Here is a 21,487-nt window from a genome sequence, read left to right on the forward strand (position 1 = left end):
AGTTACCCCGGCGTTTTCCGAGGCCCGCGCCCCGGCTGCGGATATTGGACCAACGGGCTGGGCTGAATGAGTGATTCAAAAAGTGGCCGGACCCTCAGTGCCGTCCCGGGGGTTGGACGGTCGGTTAATTGACATGTCGACAACCTCTGTCCACAGTGGACTAACGGTCGAGGCGCGGCGTCGGCCCGAGGAACGGGAGCAGTTCGGTGCCGTCCTGGAGCGCGGCGAGGGTGCGCAGCACTCCGGCGCCGCCGGTGGCGACGTCGGCGGACAGTCGTAGCAGGCGAGTGCCGGGGAAGGCAAGGCCGCCGCGAAACGGGACCGCGTACCACGAAAGCCGCGTCAGGTGCCGGTCGATCGCGTCCTGGACGCGCCGGTCCGGAGCGCTGCTGAAGGCCAGCCCGGCAGCGAGCCCGCAGCGGCCGTTCAACAGGCCGGGATGGAGCGCGAACTCCCCGCGGCACGCGACACGCAGCGCGGGCAGGCTGCGCGCCGCCTTCGCGTCGAACCGGTACCGCGCCAGCTGTTCGGTGACGATCAGGATCCCGGCGCTGCCGATTCCCGCCCCTCGCCGCGAACCCCGGTTGCCGTCGCGGACCGGCAGCGAGCCGTCCAGCGCCGGGACGCATTCCTCCAGATCGCGTTCGAGCGCCTGGTCGGCGAACGACAGCCAGGCCGGTTCGCCGGTGCGTTCGTAGAGGCGCAGGAACAGCAGGGCCGGGCCGGACCAGCCGTATAACAGCCCTGCCTGCGCATTGGCTCCCGGCGGTTCCGCGGTGTCCAGTGCCTCGGCGAGCCGGATGCCGATGTTCAGTGCCTGCCTGCCGAACTCGTTGTCGCCGCGGGTCGCGGCGAAATGCAGCCGGGTCAGTCCGATGCCGGCCAGCCCGCTCGCCAGATCGTGGCCGACTGTCTGGTCCACCAGCGCGCGCGAGGCGGCGAGGAGAGCGCCCGCGGCCTTCCGGTAGCCGAATTCCTCCAGTACGTAAGCGATCCCGTGGCTGCCGTCGAAGAAACCCGCCCGGCTGGGCTGTTTCCCGTCGATCGCGTCGAGCAGCCATTGCTCGTGCTCGGGGAAGCGGCCGACGCCCGCGACGTGCAGCGAGTGCAGGACGCCCGCCGCGCCGGTCCCGAAGGTCGCGCCGCCGACGCGGAACTGCTCGATGTCGCCGGGGAACAGCCGATCCGGACGATCCGGGGTCGCGCACGCGAGCAGGGCTTCGGCGATCTGCTTGCGCACCATCGACCAGTCCGGGCGGGGCTCGTCGAGTTCGGTGCGCGTGGGCTCGGCGGGCGGTGCGATGCCGTCGGCGTAGCCGGAGGGCAGCGAGAAGCGGCGTTCGGTCAGCTCCGCGGCCCAGCGGAGACGTTCCGGCACCAGGAGGTAGAGCGGAGCCAGCGGAAGGAACAGCCGCAGCCGCAGAGGGGTTTCGTCGCGGTCGAACCCGATCAGCGACACCGTGCCGGTGCTGTCGACCAGGATGTTGTGCGGGTTTTCGAGCACGACGCCGCGTTCGGCCGCTTCGGCGACGATGCGGTCGACTTGCGCCAGCACGGCCAGCGCCTGCTTGCGGTAGGCGGCCAGGTCGGTTTCGGGGCAGTCGCGGCGGGTCAGCGGGTAATGCCGGGTGAGCCAGACGTCCAGCGGCAGGCCCTGCCGGTACTCCCGCACCAGGTAGTGGCGCTGGCCGGAGAGGTACGCGTGGGTTTTCGGGATGCCGGGGATTCCGGCGAGCCGTTCGAAGAGGTCGTGCTTGCGCTCCAGCCGCGCGACCGCGTCGACGCCGTCGCCGTCCAGTCCGGTGTAGGGCCAGGCTTCCTCGACGAGCACCCGCTCGCTGCCGCGTTCGGCCAGGTAGACGGCGGTGCCGTGGGCTTGGCGGAGTACTTCGGCGACCGGATGCGGCGGCACCGGCGCGTCGGTGTACTCCGCGACGCAGTCGGGGATCCGGACCCAGCTGGGTACCAAGAAGTCCGGACCTCGCGGGGCCGGTTCGAGCGCGCTGCTTGGCCTGCGCAGCGCGGGCACGCGGGCGCCGTCGTACTCGGTCCAAAGTTCGACGAATCCGCCGTAATGCACGTGAATCGGGCATTCCCCGCAGCGGAGCGCGCCGTCGATATCCGGTCCTGGCTCGCCGGCGAGGAGTTCGGAAAGATCATCGAGGATCCGCTCGAGCGCGTTATTGTCCGGCGGATAAATAGTCGCCAGCGCGCCGGTTCCGCCGGTCGTCGGATATTCGGCATTGTGATCGAGGAAAACCGACCGGGAACGCAGGTGCCGGTGGTGCAGGCAGCGGGCCCGGCAGTACTCGCGGACGAGGTCCAGCACCCGGCCGGCGTTGCCGGGGGCGGCGGAAACCTCCACCGCCCAGCCTTGTTCCGGCAACGGGGCCCCGGCGGGCCGGAGGTAGCGCCAGTGCTCGCTCTCCTCTATTGTCCATAGTGGACTGTAGGGTGCGGTTGCCAGGTCGTCGGCGGAGATTTCCCGTCGGCGGTCGAAGAACCACGGATCGGCGAGGCAGAATGCCTCGTGCCGGACGTTCATAAAAGTGGATCCTTCCGCGTGTGCGCTTCTCCGGTGCTCCGGCGACGGAAACCATTCCCGCACAGCTTCGGCGTCGCGCCAATCCGCCATTTCAGCGTTCGGCGGACCCGGGCGGGGCGAGGATAAAACCGGTACTGGCGAACTGAGGGTGATTCCCCGTCGCCCGGTCGAGCGGGATTTCCGTGGCATTCGAGAATTGACGGAATGCCAGCGACCCGTTCCGGTGAACGTGGCCCCGGCCACGCCGTCGGACCCTCGCCCGTCCGGGGCGGCGGGCGAGGCGGGTACGTTGAGCCCGGCGGGCAAAAGGAGGAACGGGTGATCGTCGGGTTCGCGGCAGCGGTCGCTGGGTGCGCGCTGCTCGTCGCACTGTGGAGTTTCGTCCAGGCGGCGCGCAAGCGGCTGCCGGACACCCCGCTGCTCGTCGCGCTCGGCGTGATCGAGGTGCTGCTGGTCGCCCAGCTCGTGATCGGGATCGTGCTGCTCGTCGGCGGGCACCATCCGGGCAGCCTCGCGACCTACCTCGCCTACCTGATCGGCTGCCTCGTCGTCCTGCCGGTCGGCGCGGCGTGGGCGCTGGCCGAGCAGAGCCGGTCGAGCACGGTCGTGCTCGGCATCGCCTGCCTGGCCATTCCGGTGATGGTGCTGCGACTGAACGAGGTGTGGAGTGGAGCAAGCGCGTAAGACGGCTACCGGCCCCGGCCGGATCCTGGTCGCGGTGTACGCCATCTTCGCGCTCGCCGCGACGTCGCGGGCGGGCGTCCAGATCGGCACGAAGTTCCATGAAGCGCCACTGGCGTACCTGCTGTCGGCCTTCGCCGCGCTGGTCTACATCCTGGCCACGGTCGCGCTCGCCCGCGGCGGCCGGACGTGGTGGGGCATCGCGCTCGCCGCGTGCACGGTCGAACTGCTGGGCGTGCTGACCGTCGGCACCCTGAGCATTTTCGACCGGCAGGCGTTCCCGGACGCCACGGTGTGGTCGGTGTACGGGCAGGGCTACCTCTTCATCCCGCTGGTGCTTCCGGTGATCGGCCTGTACTGGCTGCGCCGGACGCGCGTCGCCAGCTGAGGAACAGTACGCGGAACTGTCCGTAGCGACGGCGGCAGCAGAAGAACAGGTGGTCCCCGGCTACTTTCGCCGGTTCTGGTTCCTGGGCGCGGCAGAAGAGGATCGAGGCCCCGTCCCCACCGGAACCGCGGCGACGAAGCCGCAGAAACGAGAGACCATGCGTTTGCGCACCTGTTTGCTCGTGCTCGCCACCGCGCTTGGCCTAGCCGGATTCGCCGGTCAGGCCGCCGCTTCCAGCGGGCCGACCTCGACCCCCGCGATCATCGGCGGCGGCTACGCCTCGAACGCCCCGTGGGCGGCGCGGCTGTTCGTGAACGGGCAGCAGAACTGCACGGCCACGATCATCGCGCCGCAGTACATCCTCACCGCGAAGCACTGCGTCGCCTCCAGCGGCACCTACACCTTCCGCATCGGCAGCCTCGACCAGAGCAGCGGCGGCACGATGGCCACCGGCGCCGCGATCACGCGCTACCCCGGCGCCGCTGACCTGGCCATCGTCCGGCTGTCCAGCTCGGTGAACGCGACGTACTCGCCGCTGGGCACGTCGACCGACGTCCGCGCCGGGCAGACCGTGCAGGTGTACGGCTGGGGCGCGACGAGCCGGTGCGGTTCGGAGATCAACTGCCAGTCGCGGTACCTGAAGGTGGCCAACGTGCGCGTCACGACGCCGTCGTGCAGCGACTACGAAGGCGGCGTCGCGGTGTGTGCTACCCGAGTCGACGGCATCACCGCGGGCGGCGACTCGGGCGGCCCGATGTTCGCGTCCGGGCACCAGGTCGGCGTCGCCTCGACCAGCGACCGGCAGAGCAGCACCGCCTACACCAACATCACGCGGTACCGCAGCTGGATCTCGCAGGTCGCCGGCGTCTGATCTCGCGGGCACCTGATTTTGTCGGTGGTCCGGCCTAGGGTTGGGGTATGCGCACCGCTTCCGTTGCGCGGAGGAGGAGAACCATGCCCGACAAGCTGATCCCTGGGCCGGACCACCCGATCACCGTTGAGCCGAACCCCGCGCGGGTGGTGGTCAAGGCAGGCGAGAAGACCATCGCCGACACCACCCGCGCGCAGGTGCTGCGAGAGGCGAACTATCCGCCGGTGCAGTACATCCCGCTAGAGGATGTCGACCTCGCGATGCTTTCGCCCACCGACCACCGGACGCACTGCCCGTACAAGGGCGACGCTTCGTACTACAGCCTCGCCGCGGTGCCGGACGGCGAGAACGCGGTGTGGGTTTACGAGGCCCCGTACGACGCGGTGGCTCCGATCAAGGGGCACGTCGCGTTCTATCCGGATCGGGTGGAGATCGAGGAGGTCGGCTGAGGGGGTTCTTCGCCAGGCCCGTCATCAGGCCAGTCAGCGGTCGACTTCGAGCCAGGACGCCTCTCCGGCTTGGTGCAGCGCGTTCCACAGCAGGTTGAGCGGATGGCTGTCCGGGTACGAGGACCGTTCGCCGCGCCGGGCGAACACGCCGACGAGCAGTTCGAGTTTCGGCTCGATGTCGTCGACGAGACCGATGGTGCGCAATCCGGAGGCGGCGTGCAGCCGGTTTTCGCCCGCCGCTTCGCCGAGCCCTTGGGTGACGAGCATGCAGCCGCGGATCAAACCCGAACGGAGCAGTTCGAATCCGTATTGCGCGGAGTCGATCTCGGCTACGATGTCGAGCCGGTTGCGGTAGTCGGAGCCGAACCAGCCGCGCATAAAGTCGTTGATCACGCCGCCGCTGGGAACGACGAGCGGCAACGTCGGCAATTGGCTGGTGGCCACGGACTCCCCGGGTTTCGGAGTGTCCATATTGGTCACGATGCCGAGTCCGCTGCGCCGCCATTCCAGCACGTCGACGGTGTCGAGCGCGTTGGTCGTGACGACGCTGCCGCAGACCAGGTCCACGTCCTTGGCCAGCAGCCGGTCGATCAGGTCTTTGGTGCGCACGTGCACCACGTTCAGCTCGATGTCGCGGGCGCGGAACTGCTCGGCCACGAGATCGCCGGCGTGGGCAAGGCTGCCGAGGGTGTAGCGGGTCGCGCCGACGGTGAGCGTTCCGCCGAGTTCGCGGCGGCATTCGTGAATGGTGTCCAGCCATTCGGTAAGAGTGCGGCGGGCTTGTTGCGCGATGGCGCGCCCGGTGTCGGTAAAAAGAACGTCCCGGCCGCGTCCCTGGCGATGCAACAATGGTTCTCCGCACAATTCGGAGAAATTGCGGTTGAGAGTGTCGAGTTGTTTTTGCACACTGGACTGGTCGCGGCCGAGCGTGCGGGCGGCGGCGAGAGCGGTTCCGGTTTCCGCGACCGTGATCAGCGTGCGCAGCTGGTCGAACGTCGTGTCGAGCAGGGCGGGTGACGAGCGCAGGAGCCTGCTGAGGACGTTGAACGACGGCGACCGGAACGGGCTGGGTGCGGACATCTGGCAGGGCTCGCCTTCTGCGTTCGCTTCTCGGACGACGAAGAGCCTATCTTGGCCTTGCTGATCTCGCGGCCAGTTAAAAAAATCTACAGATTTTATCTGCGAACCAGTGGACGGCGCAAGCAGTCGGCGGGAAACTCCGTGTCGCTTGATTCGATTGCTTGATCCGAGGAGTTCGACAGAAGTGAGTTCGTACAGTTCCACCGGCGCGCGGCGCTCCCGCACCCTGACCATTGGCGGGGGGCTGGGGCTGATCGGCGCGCTCAGCGGACTGCTGTGGGGTGCGATGGTGCTGGTGCGAGGGGAGGGTCTGATCCGCCCCGCCGTGCAGGAGTACCTGCACACCGAAGGCCGTCAATTGGCCTCCAGCGGTCTGCTGACGGTCGACGACCTGACCGGAATCGCCATGCCGTCGTTCACCAGCCGCGCGGCGATCTGGCTGGTCATCGGCCTGGTGACGCTCGTGTCGGCGGCGATGGTGCTCGCCGCGCACAACTGGGCCCGGGTGGTGCTGACGGTGTTCGCGGTCTTCGGCATCGGGCTTGGCCTGCGGGATCTGATCGACCTGAACCCGGCGTTGCTCAACGCCTTCGACGCGGTCGCGGTACTGAGCCTGCTGGCGGTGCTCGTGGTGCAGTGGCTGCCGGGGGCCAACCGGGCGGTCCGGGCACGGAAGACCGCGGTGATCGCGCGGAAGACCGCGGCGTTCGCGGTCTGAGACTGGTTGAGCTTCGGCGCTTGGGGAGGGGCGCTTTCGGGGTCCGGTTTCGGGCGGCACGTCTGAGGGGTCGTGCCGCTTGAGGAACTGGGTGCCTGAGGAGATCGTGCTCGGGGCGGTGCCGGAGGGGAGTGCTGGTGAGGGGCAGCGCTTGAGGCCGGTGACTGTTCCTGGGCAACGTTTTCGCGGAAGGGCCGTGAGGGGCGGCTTTCCGCGAGGACGTCGCTGGAGCGGTGGCGCTTTCGGAGACGGTGCTTGAGGGGTCCGTTTGAGGGGACGGATGCTTGAGGGACACGCCTCTGAGGGGGCGACCAGTTGAGGGACGGTGCGGGGAGGGCACCGTGCGAGGGGCAGCGCTTGAGGGAAGCGATGCATGAGGGGAGTGCCGTTTGAGGGGAACGGTGCTGAGGGGAGTGCCGTTCGAGGGGGAGTTCCGCCTCGCCGTCTTGACCGGCGGCGAGGCGGGACCGCGTGGCTCGCTTCTGCCTAGCGCACTCCGCTGACCGCGGCGAGTTGACCCGGCTGGCCGCTCGAAGGCCGCCGGGGCTTGCTACGCGCCGAGAGTCGGCGGCGTCGGCCGCATGCCGGTTTCCGGGTCGACGGCGGTGCCGTCGTCGGCGAAGAGGTCGACGTCGAGGACGTACTTGCGTTGATGCTCTTCGTCTTCTTCGTTCTTGCCGCGCTGGGCTCCGGTCGTTGCCGCACCGGGCAGGCCTTTTCCGCCGGGTGCACCACGTTCCGCGCTGACGCGGGAAGCCGCGCCTTCGCTCGCCCCGGCTCCGGATCGTGGCCCTGCTTCGCCGCCAAACCGACCGGAACCGCCGCCGGTTTTGCCGGGACTGTTGCCTGAGCGTCCGGAACCGCCTTCGCTGCCGGGTCGTCCGGAACCACTGCCGGGCCTGCCATCGCCGATGCGTCCGGAACCGCCGCCGAGCCGGTCTGCGATACCTCCGCTGGTGCCGTTGATCGGCGGGATGCCGAATTCGTTCACCGGGCCGGGTACCGAGGGGCTTTTCGTTCCGCCGCGCCACGGCTGGTCCGCGTTCGATCCGGAGTTCGTCGGCGGCGGGGTGTAACCGGAAGTGGTTGTGTGGTCGTTTTGCCTGCCCGGCAAGGTATTCGCGTTCGGTGAACTGGGCGAGGAAGTGCTGTGGTGCGCAGTTCCCGGACTGAACGTCGAGCCAGCCTCGCTTGGGGGTCGGTGCTGCTCCCCGGGAGCTTCCGGGCCGGGTTGTGGCTTGATCTCGGTGGCGGGGTGCTGCTGGATGGTCACGTCGCCGCCGTCGTAGGTGCCGATCTTGCCGTAGTCGACCTTCAGCTGCTGCGAGTTGCCCTGGCTTTCCGAGGTGAATTTCTCGTACGTCTCAAGGTTTTTCTGCTGCGCACTGTCGTGCTCGACGAGCTGGGAGAGGACGTCGACGTTCATCAGGCCGACTGCGGGCGTCGGGCTCGCGGTGGGGGCGGGCGGGATCGAGGTCAGCTGATTCCGCAGATTCTCGTGCAGGGCGATGCCGGTGGCGTGGGTGTTTTCGTTGGCCGCGAAGGCTTGATGCGCGTCGATCGCGGAGGCACGGACGCGGCGCAGCCGTTCGGCGACGAGGTCGGCGCCTTGGCCGGTCCAACATGATTCCAGCTTCGTCAGGGTTCCGGACAGGTCCTGGCTCATCGCCTCTTGCTCGCTGGCCAGTTCGCGCGCGGTGGCCGCGCCTTCATGCCATCCGCTGGGATCGGAGGACTGGACTTCTTTGACGATGTCCTCGATGGGCACCGTCAGCTCCTGGTGCTGGTCGAGGTACTGCTTGATCGGCTCCCAGAACTTCATGTCACCGGCCGGCTTTCCGCTTCAGCGTGGTGATGACGTTATCGGCGACTGACGCCGCGAGCGGGCAAGGGTCGACCTTGCCGCGCTTGGTCTCTCCCGGAGAAGCCTCGACCGCGAAGGAAAGCTGGTCGGTGACGCCGACGTTGACGTCGCAGGAGTTGGAATTCGGCCCGGGGCTGACGCTGTAGGCGACCGCGGGGAAGCCCTGGATGGGAGGGAGCACGTCGAAGCGTTTCATCTGCGGCCGGACGTTGGCGTAGACGTTGCTGAGGCCGTCGTTGTTCTTGGCGAAGAAGGACAAGCCGATAAAGCTGTGGGTATCCGGGCTGGTCCAATCGCAGGCGCGAGTGGGAACGCTGTCGGGCTTGCCGGTTACCGCGGAGCCGAGCTGGAAGGTGAGTTGTTCCGGGGTGAGCGCCTGGCACGGGTCGCCGGAGAGCACGTTGTCGGGCAGTGGGTTCTCGACCTTCGGCGCACCGCCGTAAGGCAGCGACGGAGCCGATGACGCGGTGCTCGGTCCCGCGGTTCCGTCCGTGGGCGTGGAGCAGGCAGCGGCGAAGGCGGCGACGCTGAGCACCGCGAGGATGGTGCGCGGGTTCATCCGAAGTTTCCTTGAGCGCCGGGGCTGTGGGCGGTGTTCTGAACGGACTTGGCCTGGCTCTGATCGCTCTCCCCGATCGCGGCCAGCGCTTTCCGGATCCGGTCGATCAGTTCGGTGACGTAGGACAATTGCAGGTCGATGTGCTTGCTTCCGTAGGAGAACGCTCCCTGTTTCCCGGTGCTGGCACCGACCATGGCGACCTGCATCGCCATGGTCGACGGGTCCTTCGACGGCGGTTTCATGGCGCACAACGCGGTGACTTTGCGCTGCATTGCCAACAGCCGGTCTTGGTACCCGCGCAGCTCTTGCAGTATTTCCTTCGCGATATCCGCGTCCAGGGAGAACCCGCCCTGGCGGGGCTGGGATTCCCACGGGTGCAAGACCGAGAACTCGACGTCCTCCCACACGCGAAGCCCTCCCCATGTTCGGTGTCACCAAATGCAGACAGCTAACAAAGTAGCTGATCACTCACTGCCTGTGTGACGTTCTCCGAAATGCGGAAAGCAGCTAGACATAAATGCTCTAGTCGCAATTTCTATGGCATTCCACGAACAGTTGTGAATGCCCAGTTCAAGCCGACAAATGCCGGACCGCCGCCCGGTGGACGTCCGGCAGCAGGGGGTTTTCGTCGCTGGCTCGGCTGGCTACCACGATCTGACAGGGGTCGATCCCGTCGATCGTCACCGTGGTCAGGTCCGGCCGGGCGCGGATGCGGCAATCGGTCAGCGGCAGGACCGCTACGGCCCGCCCCTCGGCGACCAGTTCCACTTTGTCCTCGTAGCTTTCCGCGAGGGGAGGTGCTGCGACACCGTCCGGCCGCGGTTCCGAACGCCAGAACTGCCGCCAAGTCGTTGTCGGGCCGGTACAGGGGAGTACGGGTTCCTCTGCGAGATCCCCCACTCCGACGGAATCCTTGGCGGCCAACGGATGCTCCTTCGAAACGACCAAAACCCGGGGTTCGTCGCGAAGAACAGTCACGCGCAGGTCGTCCGATGGGAACGGGAAGGGGAGACGGGACACCAGCGCGTCCACGCGGTGTTCCGGCAGCGCGACGGTGTCGTTCCAGCGCAGATGCCGGGTGCGGATCTCGGCGTCGGGATGGCGTCGGCGCAGATCGCGGACCACGGGGGTCACGATGAAGTCGTCGGTGTAGCCGAGGGTGACCGTTTGCGGGGCCGCGGCGGCTTTCGTGGTGCGGCGGGCCAGGTGGGCGGTCGCCAGCAGTTCCTGTGCGTAGGGGAGGAAGGCCTCGCCCGCCTTGGTGAGCTGGGTGCCTTGCCGCGTGCGTTTCAGCAGGCGGACTCCCAGTTGGTCCTCCAGGCGCTGGAGCTGCCTGCCCAGTGACGGCTGCGCGACGTGCAGCGCGGCAGCGGCTCGGCCGATGTTCCGGTGTTCGGCGACGGCGGTGAAGTACCGCACCAGCCGCAGGTCGAAGTCCGCGCTGGGGTCGAACGGGCTGGTCACGGACTCCAGGTTACGCGTCATGCGGGGCAGGCATGACGACCTGCGAAACGGGTCTTGGACGGTGGAGCGAAACCGTTCTTGACTGGGTTCAAGGAAAGGAGAGGGCGAGAAATGAAGTACGAGGGCAAACGGGTTGTGATTGTCGGCGGAACCAGTGGGTTCGGGTTTACCGTGGCGAAGCGGTTGACCAGTGAGGGCGGACGGGTGATCGTCACCGGGCGCAAGCGGGAGCAGCTCGACAAGGCTGCTGTTGAGCTGGGAGAACGCGCCGTCGTGGTGCGCAGCGACATCGCCTCGCTGGCGGAGCTCGACGCGTTGGCGGATCGCGTGGAAAAAGAGTTCGGAACGATTGACGCGGTATTCGTGAATGCGGGTGTGGCGAAGATGGCTCCGCTTGCCGAGGTCCGCGAAGAGGATTTCGATGAGTTGTTCGCCATCAACGCCAAGGGACCCTATTTCACGGTACAGAAGCTCGCGCCGTTGCTGAACGAGGGCGGAGCGGTGGTGCTCACGACGTCGGTGGCGAACGTCCGCGGGGTGCCGATGATGAGCGGGTATGCCGCGACAAAGGCGGCGCTGCGATCGATGGCCCGCAGTTTCGCGACTGAGCTGCTGCCGCGCAAGATCCGGGTCAACGCGGTCAGCCCGGGACCGATCGACACCGGCATCCTGGACCGGTCGCTCCCGCCGGAGGTCGCGGAGCCGGCGAAAGCTCAGATGACCGCCGACAATCCGATGTCCCGCTTCGGTGCCCCGGAGGAGGTCGCGACGGCGATGCTGTTCCTAGCCTTCGACGCCACCTACACCACTGGCGCGGAGCTACCGGTCGACGGCGGCGTGTCTCAGCTCTGAAGCGCCCGCCGCCACACCTCGGCACCGCAGCGGCACAGTTCGGTCGGCTCCACCGCGGCTGGGTCGAGCAGGCATTGCAGTGCGATGCCGCGGAGCTGTCCGACGATCGCCACGGCGAGCTGTTCCGGATCGGCGTCGGCGCGGATGGTGCCGTCGGCGACGCCGGCTGCGATCTCCTGGCGCAGGTCGTCGCGGAAGGCTTGGTCGCGTTCGCGGAAGATCGGGGCCAGTTCCGGGGCGGTCATCGATTCCGCCCACAGCACCAGGAAAGCCCGGCTCAGCACGTCCGGCTCGGACAGCTGGGCGACGTAGCCGTCGATCAGCCGCACCAGCCGGTCCAGGCCGGGTGCCAGGGTGTCCAGTCCGGGGACGAAGCCGGTTTGCGTGGTGCGGGCTAGTTGTTCCAGCAGGGCTTGTTTGCCGCCGAAATGGTGGGTGACCAGGCCGCGGCTGTAGCCGGCGCGCTCGCCGACGCGCGCCAGGGTCACGGCGCGCACGCCTTCCTCGACGACCAGCTCGGCGGCGGCTTCGAGCAGTGCGGCCGCCGCCTGGTCGCGGCGTTCCTGTTGAGTGCGGCGCGGCATGGGAAGAAACCCTACAACATACTTGCCAGCCAACAAGCAAGTATGCGTAAGGTGGGGAGCATCGAGAGGGAGGAAACCCCAATGACCGCAGTTTTCGTCCATGGCAACCCGGAGACCGCCGCGGTGTGGGACCGTCTGCTCGCTGAGCTGGGCGACCGGCCGACTGTATGCCTGTCCCCGCCCGGATTCGGCGCGCCGTGGCCTGAAGGGTTCGGCGCGACGGCCGTCGAGTATCGCGACTGGCTGATCGCCGAGCTGGAGAAGTTCCCCGAACCGGTCGACCTGGTCGGCCACGACTGGGGCGGCGCGCACGTGCTCAACGCCGTCATGGCGCGCCCGGAGCTGGTGCGCAGCTGGGCCAGTGACACAGCGGGCGCGTTCCACCCGGATTACGTCTGGCACGACCTCGCGCAGGGGTGGCAGAAACCGGGCGTCGGCGAGGAATCCGTCGCGGCGATGTTCGGTGCGCCGGTGGAAGCCCGGGCCGAACGCCTGGTCGGCGGCGGAATGCACGAGTCGGTGGCCGCCAAGGTCGCCGCGGGGATGAACGACGACATGGCCCGCGCAGTGCTGCCGCTCTACCGGTCCGCGGCACAGCCGGCGATCGCGGAGTTCGGCCGGGATCTCGGACGCGCGGCGGAGCGTCCTGGCCTCGTCGTGCTGGCGACTGAGGACCACTTCGTCGGGACGGACGAGCAACGTCGCGAGGCGGCCGCACGGGCCGGTGCGAAGGTCGCGGTGCTGGAGGGGCTCGGGCACTGGTGGATGACACAGGATCCGGTCCAGGGTGCGCGGATCCTGACGGAGTTCTGGGACTCGTCCAAATAGGACGGTTCAGGCGCGCGCGACGAGATGGAACACCCGGCTGAGCCGCCGGTACGGATCTCGTCGCGCGGCCTCCAGCTCGACCGCCGCGATCTGGTCGATCCGGCTCTCGTCGACGTCCAGGTCCATCCAGTCGGCGAACAGCCAAACTCCGTACCAGGCAAGCGGTTCTGCCCCCTGATCGGCGAGGAGCTGCGACAGCTCAGTCACCGTGTCGGCGCGCGTGTCCACGCCGAGGACGCCCCGCTCGCCGTGTGCGTCGAACGCCGTCAGCGCGTCGCTCCACCGCCGTTCCAGTGCGGGGAGGACGGCCAGCGTCTCGGCGTTGAGTGCCATCATTGAGACGATCCCGCCGGGTGCCGCGCAGGCGCACAGCGCGTCGATCATCGGCGCGGGATCGTCCACGTACATCAGCACGCCGTGGCACAGCACCGCGTCGAATTTCTGGCCCGCGGTTGCCGCGACGGCGTCCTCGCCGCGGCTGCGTACCAGTCGGACTCGCTCGCGAACGTCGGCTGGCTCGGCTGCGAGACGCTGTTCCGCCTTCGACAGCATCGCGTCGGAAGAGTCCAGCAGGACGACGTCGTAACCCAAGTGCGCCAACGGAAACGACTGATGTCCGGCCCCGCCGCCGACGTCCAGCACGGTGGCGGGCGGCGGAGGCAGGTGCGCCATGAGCTGCTGATGCAGGACGTACGTGCGAACGCGACCCTTAACCGTCGCGTACGCGCCTTCCACGAACGGACTTGCCAGCGCGGCCCAGGCGTCGGTCTCCATGTCGTTCATAGTGCTCTCAGATAGAGAGTGACGCGCGTCACATAAAGTCCGTGTCCAGAACCCGCCGCCGCCTCCGACCACTCCCCGAAAGACCCCGAAACCACGAGGAGCAAGACGATGAAGTTCCTGATCAGTCTGCACATCAACCAGTCCGTCCTCGACGCGCTGACCGACGAGGAGAAGGAAGCCCTCGGCAACGGCGTCACCGCGTTCATGGAGTCGACGAAGAAGTCCGGCGAGCTGATCGCCGCGCAGGCGCTGGCCGATCCGTCGCAGGCCGCGGTGGTGTCGGTGCGGGGCGGGCAGCTGGTCGTGACCGACGGGCCGTTCCTCGAATCCAAGGAGTTCCTCGGCGGCTACTACCTGATCGACGTCGAGAGCAAGGAGCGCGCGATCGAGCTGGCCGCGCAGGTGCCGGACGCCGCGATCGAGGGGCTCGGCGTCGAGGTGCGCCAGGTGATGTTCTCGGAAGGACAATTGGACGCGTGAGTTCTCCCTCCGTCGAGGACCTGCTGCGCGAACTCGTGCCGCAGGTCCTTGGCGTGCTGGTGCGCCGGTACGGCCAGTTCGAGGGGTGCGAGGACGCGGTGCAGGAAGCCGTCCTCGCCGCCTCTCAGCAGTGGCCGGTCGAAGGCGTGCCGAACAACCCGCGCGGCTGGCTGTCGACAGTCGCGTCCCGGCGCTACGTCGACCAGTTGCGCAGCGACCTGGCGCGCCGGGAGAGGGAGCTGGCGAACGCCGTCGAGGCTGCGCCCGAAGTGCCGGACACCGACGACACGCTGCTCCTGCTGTTCCTGTGCTGCCATCCGGCGCTGACCCCGGCGTCGCAGACCGCGTTGACCCTGCGGGCGGTCGGCGGGCTGACCACGGCGGAGATCGCCCGCGCGTTCTTGGTCCCGGAGGGCACGATGGCTGCCCGGATCAGCCGTGCGAAACAGAGCATCAAGGCGGCGGGCAGTTCGTTCCCCGGGTCGGAAGGGCCGGAGCGGCTGAATGTCGTGCTGCAGGTGCTTTACCTGATTTTCAACGAGGGCTACACCGCCTCTTCCGGCAGCGACCTGCACCGCGCGGACCTGGCGTACGAGGCGATCCGGCTGGCCAGGATGGTGCACGCGCGGCTGCCGGACGACAGCGAAGTGACCGGTCTGCTCGCGTTGATGCTGCTGACCCACGCGCGCCGGGCGGCTCGCACGACGCCGTCCGGCGACCTGGTTCCGCTGGCCGACCAGGACCGCACGACGTGGGATCGCGCGATGCTCGACGAGGGCACTGAGCTGGCGAAAGCGTCGCTGGCCGGTTCGACGCTCGGTCCGTATCAGCTGCAGGCGGCCATCGCCGCGACACACGCCGACGCGGACACCGCGGAGGAGACCAACTGGCGGCAGGTGCACGCGCTTTACCTGATCCTGGAACGGATCGCGCCCAATCCGGTGGTGACGCTGAACCGGGCCATTGCGCTCGCCGAGACCGAGGGGCCGCGGGCCGGGCTCGCCCTGCTGTCCACATTAGACGGTGAGGAGCGGATGGCGCGGCACCACCGGCTGCTGTCGGTGCGGGCGCATTTGCTGGAGAAGGCCGGGGATCTGCCTGGCGCGTACGAGAACTACCGGCAGGCGGCCAAAGCGACAGCGAGTATCGCGGAGAAACGCTATTTGGAATCCCGGGCCGCCCAGGTGCGCGAGTGAATTCTCCGCGACCGGGCTCGCGGGCCGGTCGCGAGGTCGAGTAGGTTGCGCTGCGTGTCCCGGACGTCTGAGAGCGTGCCTGACGAGGTAATGCAGGTCTCGATCGTGGACCGGCTGTTCGCCCGCGCCGACGACGAACGGCCGCTGTTCACCCACCAAGAGCACACCCGCGGCGTCGAGCACACGCTGACGTGGGCGGAGTTCGCCGCCAAAGTCCGGATCGTGGCAGGCGAATTGCGCCGGGTCGCGGAACCGGGCGAGCGCGTCGCGATTCTCGCCGGGCAGGAACTCGCTTACCCGCTGGCGTTTTTCGGCGCTCTCGCCGCCGGGATGGTCGCCGTTCCGCTGATGCTGCCGGGCAACCGCGCGCAGGCCGACCGGCTCGCCGGGGTCCTCGCCGATTCCGGCGCGCGAGTGTGGGCGACGTCGTCGGCGGTCGCGGCGAAGGTGCGCGAGTTCAGCGACCCCGGCGACCTCGTGGTGGTGGACGAACTGTCCGGACCGGGTGCCGACCCGGTGCGCGTGGACCCGGAAAGCCCGGCGTACCTGCAGTACACCTCGGGGTCGACGCGCGAACCGGCGGGCGCGGTGATCCCGCACCGGGCGATCGTCGCGGCCTGCTGGCAGGCCAGCCACGCCTACGCCTCCGACGAGCAGACGACCTGCGCGGGCTGGATCCCGTTCTTCCACGACATGGGCCTGATCCAGCTGCTGTGCCTGCCGGTTTACGCAGGCGGCCGGTCGGTGTTCATGTCCCCGGCGGAGTTCGTGCACCGGCCGCAGCGCTGGCTGCGGCAGATGTCGGACTACCCGGCCGTTTTCACCGCGGCCCCGAACTTCGCCTACGACCTGGCGGCCGACGCCGGCGCGGAGGACGACCTCGATCTTTCGGACGTCCGGGTCGCGCTCAACGGCGCCGAGCCCGTCCGGCCGCGCACGGTCGAGCGGTTCCACGAGGTGTTCGGCCCGCGCGGGTTCCGTCCGGAGGCGCATCGTCCGTCGTACGGGCTGGCCGAGGCCACGGTGTACGTCGCGAGCGCGGGCGAGGAAGGACCGCGCGGCGCGGTGCTCGACCGGGAAGCGCTGGCCCAGGGTCAGGCCGTCGAAACGCCGGACGGCCAGCCGGTGATGTCGGTGGGACGGCCGGTCGGACAGCTCGTCCGGATCGTCCACGACGGACGCGAACAGCCCGAAGGCGAGGTCGGCGAGATCTGGGTGCACGGCCAGAACGTCGCGTCCGGCTATTGGGGCCGCGGCGACGCGGACGCGTTCAGCGGCGTTCTCAATGGGCTCGACGGCTGGCTGCGCACCGGCGACCTCGGCGTTTTCCACCGCGGAGACCTCTACGTCACCGGCAGGCTCAAAGACCTGATCGTCGTCGACGGCCGCAACTTCCACCCGCAAGACCTCGAAGCCGCGGCGGGCGAGGCGCATCCGGCGATCCGCCGCGACCGGGTCGCCGCGTTCGGCGTCGCCGACGACCACGGCGAGGGTGCGATGGTCGTCGCGGAATGGGCCCGCGGCGCGGAAGCCGAGGTCAAAGACGTGACCAGGGCGGTGCTGCGCGCGGTGTCGAGCGAGCACGACCTCACGCTCCGTGCGGTACACCTGGTCCCTTCTGGCGGACTTCCGCGCACTTCCAGCGGGAAGGTCGCCCGGTCCGCCGCCAAAGCGCGTTACGGTGGCGTGCGTGGGTGATCACTGCGCCGAGGTCACGAAGGTCGTCAGCGACACCTTCCGGCTCGACCCGGCCCTCGTCGTGCCCGACGCTCCGCTGGAGGAGCTCGGCATCGACTCGAAGGGCCGGATCCGGCTTCTCGCGGCGCTGGAGATCTACTACGACGTGTCGATCGATCTGGACCAGCTCGATCGGTTCACCGACGTGGAATCCGTGGCGGACGTGCTCGCGGAGGCCCTGGCAGCTAGCCGAGCTGAGGAGAAGCACTGAAATGAGCGGTGGGGGCGGGTACACCGCGACAACCGAAGCGTTGTCGAAGGCGTCGAAGAAAATCGGCGACCTGGCGGAGAAGCTGCTGGACGACAATCCGGACCTCGAACACTCCGAGCTGACCAAGGAGAAGTTCGGCCGGGTGCACCAGGCGCACGCCGACAAGTACCTCGAGGGGACCAAACAGCTGTGGGGGGCGCTCTCCGGCTACAGCAAGGCCCTCGAAGCGTTCGGCACGAACATCAGCACCGCCGGCTCTGCCTACGGCAAGAACGAGGACAACCAGTCCGGCGCCATTAACAAGACCGGCAACGGCGTCGACGGGATTCTCTGATGGCGGACGACAAGCAGCAGCCGAAGACGTGGCCGGATGTCAAGAAGCTGCTCGACAACTCGGCGGTGCCGCCGGAGCTGAAGGACGGGCTGCTCCGGGCGTGGGTGCACGAACACCCGCATCCCGAAGGCGAAGAGGGCAAGGACGTCGCGAAGTACATCAAGTCGTACGGGCGGACGTTCATCCCCATCCCGAACGATCCGTTCGCGGCACCGGGCGGTGCACCGAAGCTCGAACAGATCTACGAAGAGGCCCGGCAGAAGGGCCAGCAGAACAGCTACAACCAGGACGAGAAGAAAAAGGAAGTCGACAAGGGCAAGGACGAGCTCGGCAAGAAGCAGCCGCCCGCTCCTGGGCAGGGCAAGGACGCCGGGGCCACCGGCACGAAGACGTCCGATGAACTCTTCGACCCCGCGGCGGCCGCGCTGCGGGTGTTCGAGACCTTCGGCGGGCTGCTCGAGAAGATCCCCGACGACTGCAAGGGGAACACGCGCAAGCTCGACCTCGACAAGGACATCCGCGGTCCGTTCGACGAGCAGCGCGGCATCAGCTTCGAGGGCTTCGTCAACGACGCCATGCATTTCAAGCACGGCTCGGAAACCGTGAAGTCGACGCTGACCGAAACCGGAACCGAACTGGGCACCCTGTTCGGGACCTGGACCGGAGCCGGAGCCGACGCGGCGTCGGACAAGTACAACGAGAGCATCCAGAAGAAGGCCGCGAAGCTGGGGGACGACCTCAGCCACGCCAGCGAAGCGACACTGCACACCACGAAGACGCTGTTCGACCTGTGCAAGGGGAAGGCCGACCAGGTCATCGCGCTGTACCGCGATCAGGTCGGCAAGGCCGACTACACGATGGCGCAGAAGGTCATCGCGGTCGCCAACGGCGAGCACGGCAGCGTCAACGACCTGGCCCAGATCGCCGGCTGGATGGACTACAACTTCGGCACCAACCTGGTCGACACCCTCAACGACCAGGGCTGCTGCGACGACGACGAGATCCAGAGCCACGGCAAGGATCTCGCCAAGCAGTGGATCATGAACCAGTTCAACCCCGACATGTGGGACACCATCTACAAGGGGTTCGAGAAGGCCTGCAAGGACGCCAAGGACCTCGTCGACAAGGCTTACGACGCCCTCGACAAGGAAATGGGCAAGATCAAGAACAAGTTCGAGGGCGCCAAGGACGGCGGGGCCGGAGGCTCTGGCGGTTCGGGCGGTCCTGGTGGCGGCGGTCCCGGCGGGGGCGGTCAGGGGCCGGGCGGCAAGGGTCCGGGCGGTAAGGGCGGCGGCCAGGGTGGTTCTGGCGGCGGTCCCGGTGGCAGCGGTCAGGGTGGCGGCTACGGCGGTGGCCAGGGCGGTCCCGGCGGTGGCCACGGCGGCGGAACCGGGGGCGGCACTGGAGGCGGGTCCGGTTCGGACACGCCGCAGGGCGACCACCCCGGTGGCAGCGGCAGCGGCGGCGGCTTCGGTGGGGGAACCGGAGGCGGCACCGGCGGCGGATCCGGTTCGGGCGGCGGGTCCGGCAGCGGTTCCGGCGGGGGCGGCGGGAAGGTTCCCGACCTCGACGTTCCGTCCGATTCCCCGGGCGGTGGCCCGCTCGGCGGGGGCTCGGGCGGTGGTCCCGGCGGCGGGACCGGCGGAGGCGGTCCGGTGGACGGTCCGCCGATCAAGACCGATTCCGGTGGCGGTTCCGGCTCCGGTGGCTCCGGCCCCGGTGGCTCTGGTCCGGGCGGTTCGGGCTCGGGCGGTTCGGGGTCCGGCGGCGGTCAGGACCAGCACCAGTCCGAGGAAGAGGCCCGGCAGAAGGCCGAGCAAGAGGCCAAGCAGAAGGCACAGGCGGAGGCCAAGCAAAAGGCCGAGGCCGCGATGGAGTCGTTGAAGAAGGACGCGCTGGGCAGCCACGGCGGCGGCAGCCTCGGCGGACCGGGCGGTTCGGGTGAACCCGGTTCGACCGGCGGCGACGGCAAGGGCCCGGACGGCAAAGTCCCGGACGACAAGATCCCCGGCGACAAGGGCGGGGGCGGCTCTCCCGGCGGCGGCGGTCCGGTGGACGGTCCGCCGATCAAGACCGACCCCGCCGACGGCGGTCCTGGCGGCGAAGACGGCAAGGGCCACGACGGCAAGCCGGGCGAGGACAAAGACCACGACGGCAAACCTGACGACGGCAAGCCCGGCGAGGACAAGAACCACGACGGCAAGCCCGACGACGGCAAGCCGGGTGAAGACAAGAACCACGACGGCAAGCCCGACGACGGCAAGCCCGGCGAGGACAAGGACCACGACGGCAAACCCGACGAAGACGGCCGGGATGTCCTGAAGGTCAAGCAGGGCGACAAGACGTTCGAGATGTCCGAGCCGGACCACGACGGCAAGATGGACATCAAGATCGGCGAGGGCTCCGGGAACGTCAAGGACTTCAAGATCGACTGGTCCGACGACAAATCCGGGCACGACGGCGGCGACGGACAGCACGGCTCCGAGGTCCACCACCCCGGGCCGGACGGCAAGATCCACCTCCGCGACGGCGACACGAAGATCACCGCCGAGCGTCCGGACGGGCCGAACGGGCCGACCGTCGTCACGGTCGACGACGGCAAGGGCAATCCGACGACGTACACCCTCGGCGAGGAAGACAAACCGCAGGGCATGCGTCCGGTCGACCACGGACCGCAGATGCCCGGCGACAGCACCGGGCGGCACCACGCGGGCGACGGTCCCGGCCAGCACGGCGACGACGGTCCCGGCAAGCACGCCGGCGACCACAAGGGACCCGAAGGTCCAGGACACGGCGGTGCCTCGCCCAGCGGCAGCCACCCCACGCCGGGCCATCCGGTGGAGGGCGGTCCAGGGCCGGAGATCTCGCACACCGGTGATCCGCTCGGCGGCCACTCCGCGCCGGTGCATGCGATGCACGGCGGTCCGGGTCCGGAGATCTCCCACACCGGTGACCCGCTCGGCGGGCACCCGGCGCACGCCGGCGAGCCGGTCGGCGGACCTCCGGCAGGCGGTCCGGCCCAGCCACTGCACCACGGCGTTCCGAGCGGAGCTCCAGGCCTGCCGATGCAAGGGCCCGGTCCGGAGATCTCCCACACCGGCGGTCCGGGGGTGCAGCACAGTGCTCCGCTGCACGGCGGGCCCATGGTCGGCGTCGACAGCACGCCGGTGTCCCACTCCGGCGGCGGGTTCTCGCAACCGGCGGGCGACCACCCCGGCGGCTCCGGTCAGCCAGGGCAGTCCGGCGGCAGCGGGATGCCCGGCATGGGTCCGATGGGCGGCGGGCAAGGCGGTGGCGGCGGAGGCGGCGACACCGAGCGGCGCGCGGCGTACCGGGTCGAGGGCGCGGTCTTCGACAACCTCGGCGAGCCGGCCAAGCGGATCACTGGTTCACTCGACGATGACGACGACGCGCCGATCATCCGGACCAGGTAGGAGGGACGCATGAGCGAAACCGCCGCGATGAAAGCCGAACTGGACTCTCTCGTCCGGGAACAGGCCGACCGCCGGGCGCTGCGCGAGCAGAAGGCCGAAGAGATCAAGGCGCAGTCCCAGGAGTACATGACGAAGCAGGTGCAGGCGGCCGAACGGTACGTCCAGCATCGGCGGGAGCTGGGCAAGCGCAAGACCAAGTCCGGCTGGAGCACGGACCGGCCGACCACCGAACCGCCCTCGGCGTTCGACTCGGACGAGTTCGGCAACGAGCCGGGTTCGGCGTCTCCGTTCGCGGTGACCCCGGCTCCGCGCGGTCCGCGGAACGAGGCTCCGCGCCGTCCGTCCCGGCGTCCGCGTCCGGTGGAAGACGACGAGGACGACGACGCCTTCCTCAACAACCGTTGGCGCGACTGAGGTGCTGACCCGGGA

The 21,487-nt window shown here is 68.7% G+C and carries 22 protein-coding genes; 14 read left to right on the forward strand and 8 right to left on the reverse strand.

What is annotated here, in order from left to right; genetic code table 11:
* Positions 1-160 precede the first annotated feature (160 nt).
* Complete coding sequence (locus ACWGIC_RS07725; protein WP_452075097.1) at positions 161-2,545, reverse strand: class III lanthionine synthetase LanKC N-terminal domain-containing protein; 2,385 nt, start codon at positions 2,543-2,545, stop codon at positions 161-163.
* A 318-nt stretch (positions 2,546-2,863) separates the two neighbouring features.
* On the opposite strand from ACWGIC_RS07725, the gene ACWGIC_RS07730 reads away from it, so the two are divergent.
* From ACWGIC_RS07730 to ACWGIC_RS07745, 4 genes are all read left to right on the forward strand, one after another.
* The gene (locus ACWGIC_RS07730; RefSeq protein ID WP_452075098.1) at positions 2,864-3,229 is read left to right on the forward strand and encodes a hypothetical protein; all 366 of its coding nucleotides are present in this window, start codon (positions 2,864-2,866) and stop codon (positions 3,227-3,229) included.
* A gap of 22 nt (positions 3,230-3,251) precedes the next feature.
* Positions 3,252-3,614, forward strand: a complete 363-nt coding sequence (locus ACWGIC_RS07735) for a hypothetical protein (protein WP_452075150.1) — start codon at positions 3,252-3,254, stop codon at positions 3,612-3,614.
* 157 nt (positions 3,615-3,771) lie between these two features.
* Positions 3,772-4,485, forward strand: coding sequence for a S1 family peptidase (locus tag ACWGIC_RS07740; RefSeq protein WP_452075099.1), 714 nt, complete (start codon positions 3,772-3,774; stop codon positions 4,483-4,485).
* 83 nt (positions 4,486-4,568) lie between these two features.
* Positions 4,569-4,934 (forward strand): DUF427 domain-containing protein, encoded by a 366-nt coding sequence (locus tag ACWGIC_RS07745; protein ID WP_452075100.1) that lies wholly within the window; start codon positions 4,569-4,571, stop codon positions 4,932-4,934.
* Positions 4,935-4,967: 33 nt separating this feature from the next.
* On the opposite strand, the gene ACWGIC_RS07750 is transcribed toward ACWGIC_RS07745, so the two are convergent.
* On the reverse strand, positions 4,968-6,014 hold the full coding sequence (locus tag ACWGIC_RS07750) for a LysR family transcriptional regulator (RefSeq protein ID WP_452075101.1): 1,047 nt from the start codon (positions 6,012-6,014) through the stop codon (positions 4,968-4,970).
* 184 nt (positions 6,015-6,198) lie between these two features.
* Here ACWGIC_RS07750 and ACWGIC_RS07755 point away from each other — a divergent pair, with 184 nt between their 5' ends.
* Positions 6,199-6,732, forward strand: coding sequence for a hypothetical protein (locus tag ACWGIC_RS07755; RefSeq protein WP_452075102.1), 534 nt, complete (start codon positions 6,199-6,201; stop codon positions 6,730-6,732).
* A gap of 550 nt (positions 6,733-7,282) precedes the next feature.
* Here ACWGIC_RS07755 and ACWGIC_RS07760 read toward each other — a convergent pair.
* The 4 genes from ACWGIC_RS07760 to ACWGIC_RS07775 form a co-directional block, all read right to left on the reverse strand.
* On the reverse strand, positions 7,283-8,554 hold the full coding sequence (locus tag ACWGIC_RS07760) for a hypothetical protein (RefSeq protein WP_452075103.1): 1,272 nt from the start codon (positions 8,552-8,554) through the stop codon (positions 7,283-7,285).
* 1 nt (position 8,555) lies between these two features.
* Entirely contained in the window at positions 8,556-9,155 is a 600-nt protein-coding gene (locus ACWGIC_RS07765; protein WP_452075104.1) for a DUF3558 domain-containing protein, read from the reverse strand.
* The gene (locus ACWGIC_RS07770) at positions 9,152-9,562 is read right to left on the reverse strand and encodes a hypothetical protein (RefSeq protein WP_452075105.1); all 411 of its coding nucleotides are present in this window, start codon (positions 9,560-9,562) and stop codon (positions 9,152-9,154) included. The genes ACWGIC_RS07765 and ACWGIC_RS07770 overlap by 4 nt, the downstream gene beginning before the upstream one ends.
* 163 nt (positions 9,563-9,725) lie before the next feature.
* Positions 9,726-10,619, reverse strand: a complete 894-nt coding sequence (locus tag ACWGIC_RS07775; protein ID WP_452075106.1) for a LysR family transcriptional regulator — start codon at positions 10,617-10,619, stop codon at positions 9,726-9,728.
* Positions 10,620-10,730: 111 nt separating this feature from the next.
* On the opposite strand from ACWGIC_RS07775, the gene ACWGIC_RS07780 reads away from it, so the two are divergent.
* Complete coding sequence (locus ACWGIC_RS07780; protein ID WP_452075107.1) at positions 10,731-11,471, forward strand: SDR family oxidoreductase; 741 nt, start codon at positions 10,731-10,733, stop codon at positions 11,469-11,471.
* Here the strand turns inward: ACWGIC_RS07780 and ACWGIC_RS07785 are convergent.
* Positions 11,462-12,055 carry a TetR/AcrR family transcriptional regulator gene (locus tag ACWGIC_RS07785; protein ID WP_452075108.1) on the reverse strand — a complete coding sequence of 198 codons (594 nt, stop codon included), beginning with the start codon at positions 12,053-12,055 and terminating at the stop codon, positions 11,462-11,464. The genes ACWGIC_RS07780 and ACWGIC_RS07785 overlap by 10 nt on opposite strands.
* Positions 12,056-12,136: 81 nt before the next feature.
* Between ACWGIC_RS07785 and ACWGIC_RS07790 the strand changes: the two genes are divergently transcribed.
* Positions 12,137-12,883 (forward strand): alpha/beta fold hydrolase, encoded by a 747-nt coding sequence (locus ACWGIC_RS07790; RefSeq protein WP_452075109.1) that lies wholly within the window; start codon positions 12,137-12,139, stop codon positions 12,881-12,883.
* Positions 12,884-12,889: 6 nt separating this feature from the next.
* On the opposite strand, the gene ACWGIC_RS07795 is transcribed toward ACWGIC_RS07790, so the two are convergent.
* Positions 12,890-13,657 (reverse strand): methyltransferase, encoded by a 768-nt coding sequence (locus ACWGIC_RS07795; RefSeq protein WP_452075110.1) that lies wholly within the window; start codon positions 13,655-13,657, stop codon positions 12,890-12,892.
* Between the two features lie 117 nt (positions 13,658-13,774).
* Between ACWGIC_RS07795 and ACWGIC_RS07800 the strand changes: the two genes are divergently transcribed.
* From ACWGIC_RS07800 to ACWGIC_RS07830, 7 genes are all read left to right on the forward strand, one after another.
* Positions 13,775-14,146 (forward strand): YciI family protein, encoded by a 372-nt coding sequence (locus ACWGIC_RS07800; protein ID WP_452075111.1) that lies wholly within the window; start codon positions 13,775-13,777, stop codon positions 14,144-14,146.
* Positions 14,143-15,342, forward strand: a complete 1,200-nt coding sequence (locus ACWGIC_RS07805; protein ID WP_452075112.1) for an RNA polymerase sigma factor — start codon at positions 14,143-14,145, stop codon at positions 15,340-15,342. Before ACWGIC_RS07800 ends, ACWGIC_RS07805 begins: the two co-directional genes overlap by 4 nt.
* Before the next feature lie 90 nt (positions 15,343-15,432).
* Complete coding sequence (locus ACWGIC_RS07810; protein WP_452075151.1) at positions 15,433-17,040, forward strand: fatty acyl-AMP ligase; 1,608 nt, start codon at positions 15,433-15,435, stop codon at positions 17,038-17,040.
* A complete protein-coding gene (locus ACWGIC_RS07815) occupies positions 17,033-17,290 on the forward strand; it encodes an acyl carrier protein (protein WP_452075113.1) in 258 nt (85 codons plus the stop codon). The genes ACWGIC_RS07810 and ACWGIC_RS07815 overlap by 8 nt, the downstream gene beginning before the upstream one ends.
* A gap of 1 nt (position 17,291) precedes the next feature.
* Entirely contained in the window at positions 17,292-17,624 is a 333-nt protein-coding gene (locus ACWGIC_RS07820) for a hypothetical protein (RefSeq protein ID WP_452075114.1), read from the forward strand.
* The gene (locus tag ACWGIC_RS07825) at positions 17,624-21,058 is read left to right on the forward strand and encodes a WXG100 family type VII secretion target (RefSeq protein ID WP_452075115.1); all 3,435 of its coding nucleotides are present in this window, start codon (positions 17,624-17,626) and stop codon (positions 21,056-21,058) included. The genes ACWGIC_RS07820 and ACWGIC_RS07825 overlap by 1 nt, the downstream gene beginning before the upstream one ends.
* Positions 21,059-21,067: 9 nt before the next feature.
* Positions 21,068-21,472 carry a hypothetical protein gene (locus tag ACWGIC_RS07830; protein WP_452075116.1) on the forward strand — a complete coding sequence of 135 codons (405 nt, stop codon included), beginning with the start codon at positions 21,068-21,070 and terminating at the stop codon, positions 21,470-21,472.
* Positions 21,473-21,487: the final 15 nt, after the last annotated feature.

It is taken from the genome of Amycolatopsis sp. NPDC054798, from assembly GCF_053611505.1.

Excerpts from the sequence above, each read along its gene's own strand:
- ACWGIC_RS07790 (WP_452075109.1), top strand. The coding sequence starts at position 12,137 with ATGACCGCAGTTTTCGTCCATGGCAACCCGGAGACCGCCGCGGTGTGG.
- ACWGIC_RS07760 (WP_452075103.1), bottom strand. The coding sequence starts at position 8,554 with ATGAAGTTCTGGGAGCCGATCAAGCAGTACCTCGACCAGCACCAGGAG.
- ACWGIC_RS07800 (WP_452075111.1), top strand. The coding sequence starts at position 13,775 with ATGAAGTTCCTGATCAGTCTGCACATCAACCAGTCCGTCCTCGACGCG.
- ACWGIC_RS07830 (WP_452075116.1), top strand. The coding sequence starts at position 21,068 with ATGAGCGAAACCGCCGCGATGAAAGCCGAACTGGACTCTCTCGTCCGG.
- ACWGIC_RS07765 (WP_452075104.1), bottom strand. The coding sequence starts at position 9,155 with ATGAACCCGCGCACCATCCTCGCGGTGCTCAGCGTCGCCGCCTTCGCC.
- ACWGIC_RS07745 (WP_452075100.1), top strand. The coding sequence starts at position 4,569 with ATGCCCGACAAGCTGATCCCTGGGCCGGACCACCCGATCACCGTTGAG.
- ACWGIC_RS07825 (WP_452075115.1), top strand. The coding sequence starts at position 17,624 with ATGGCGGACGACAAGCAGCAGCCGAAGACGTGGCCGGATGTCAAGAAG.
- ACWGIC_RS07780 (WP_452075107.1), top strand. The coding sequence starts at position 10,731 with ATGAAGTACGAGGGCAAACGGGTTGTGATTGTCGGCGGAACCAGTGGG.
- ACWGIC_RS07750 (WP_452075101.1), bottom strand. The coding sequence starts at position 6,014 with ATGTCCGCACCCAGCCCGTTCCGGTCGCCGTCGTTCAACGTCCTCAGC.
- ACWGIC_RS07810 (WP_452075151.1), top strand. The coding sequence starts at position 15,433 with ATGCAGGTCTCGATCGTGGACCGGCTGTTCGCCCGCGCCGACGACGAA.
- ACWGIC_RS07740 (WP_452075099.1), top strand. The coding sequence starts at position 3,772 with ATGCGTTTGCGCACCTGTTTGCTCGTGCTCGCCACCGCGCTTGGCCTA.
- ACWGIC_RS07785 (WP_452075108.1), bottom strand. The coding sequence starts at position 12,055 with ATGCCGCGCCGCACTCAACAGGAACGCCGCGACCAGGCGGCGGCCGCA.
- ACWGIC_RS07795 (WP_452075110.1), bottom strand. The coding sequence starts at position 13,657 with ATGGAGACCGACGCCTGGGCCGCGCTGGCAAGTCCGTTCGTGGAAGGC.
- ACWGIC_RS07820 (WP_452075114.1), top strand. The coding sequence starts at position 17,292 with ATGAGCGGTGGGGGCGGGTACACCGCGACAACCGAAGCGTTGTCGAAG.
- ACWGIC_RS07725 (WP_452075097.1), bottom strand. The coding sequence starts at position 2,545 with ATGAACGTCCGGCACGAGGCATTCTGCCTCGCCGATCCGTGGTTCTTC.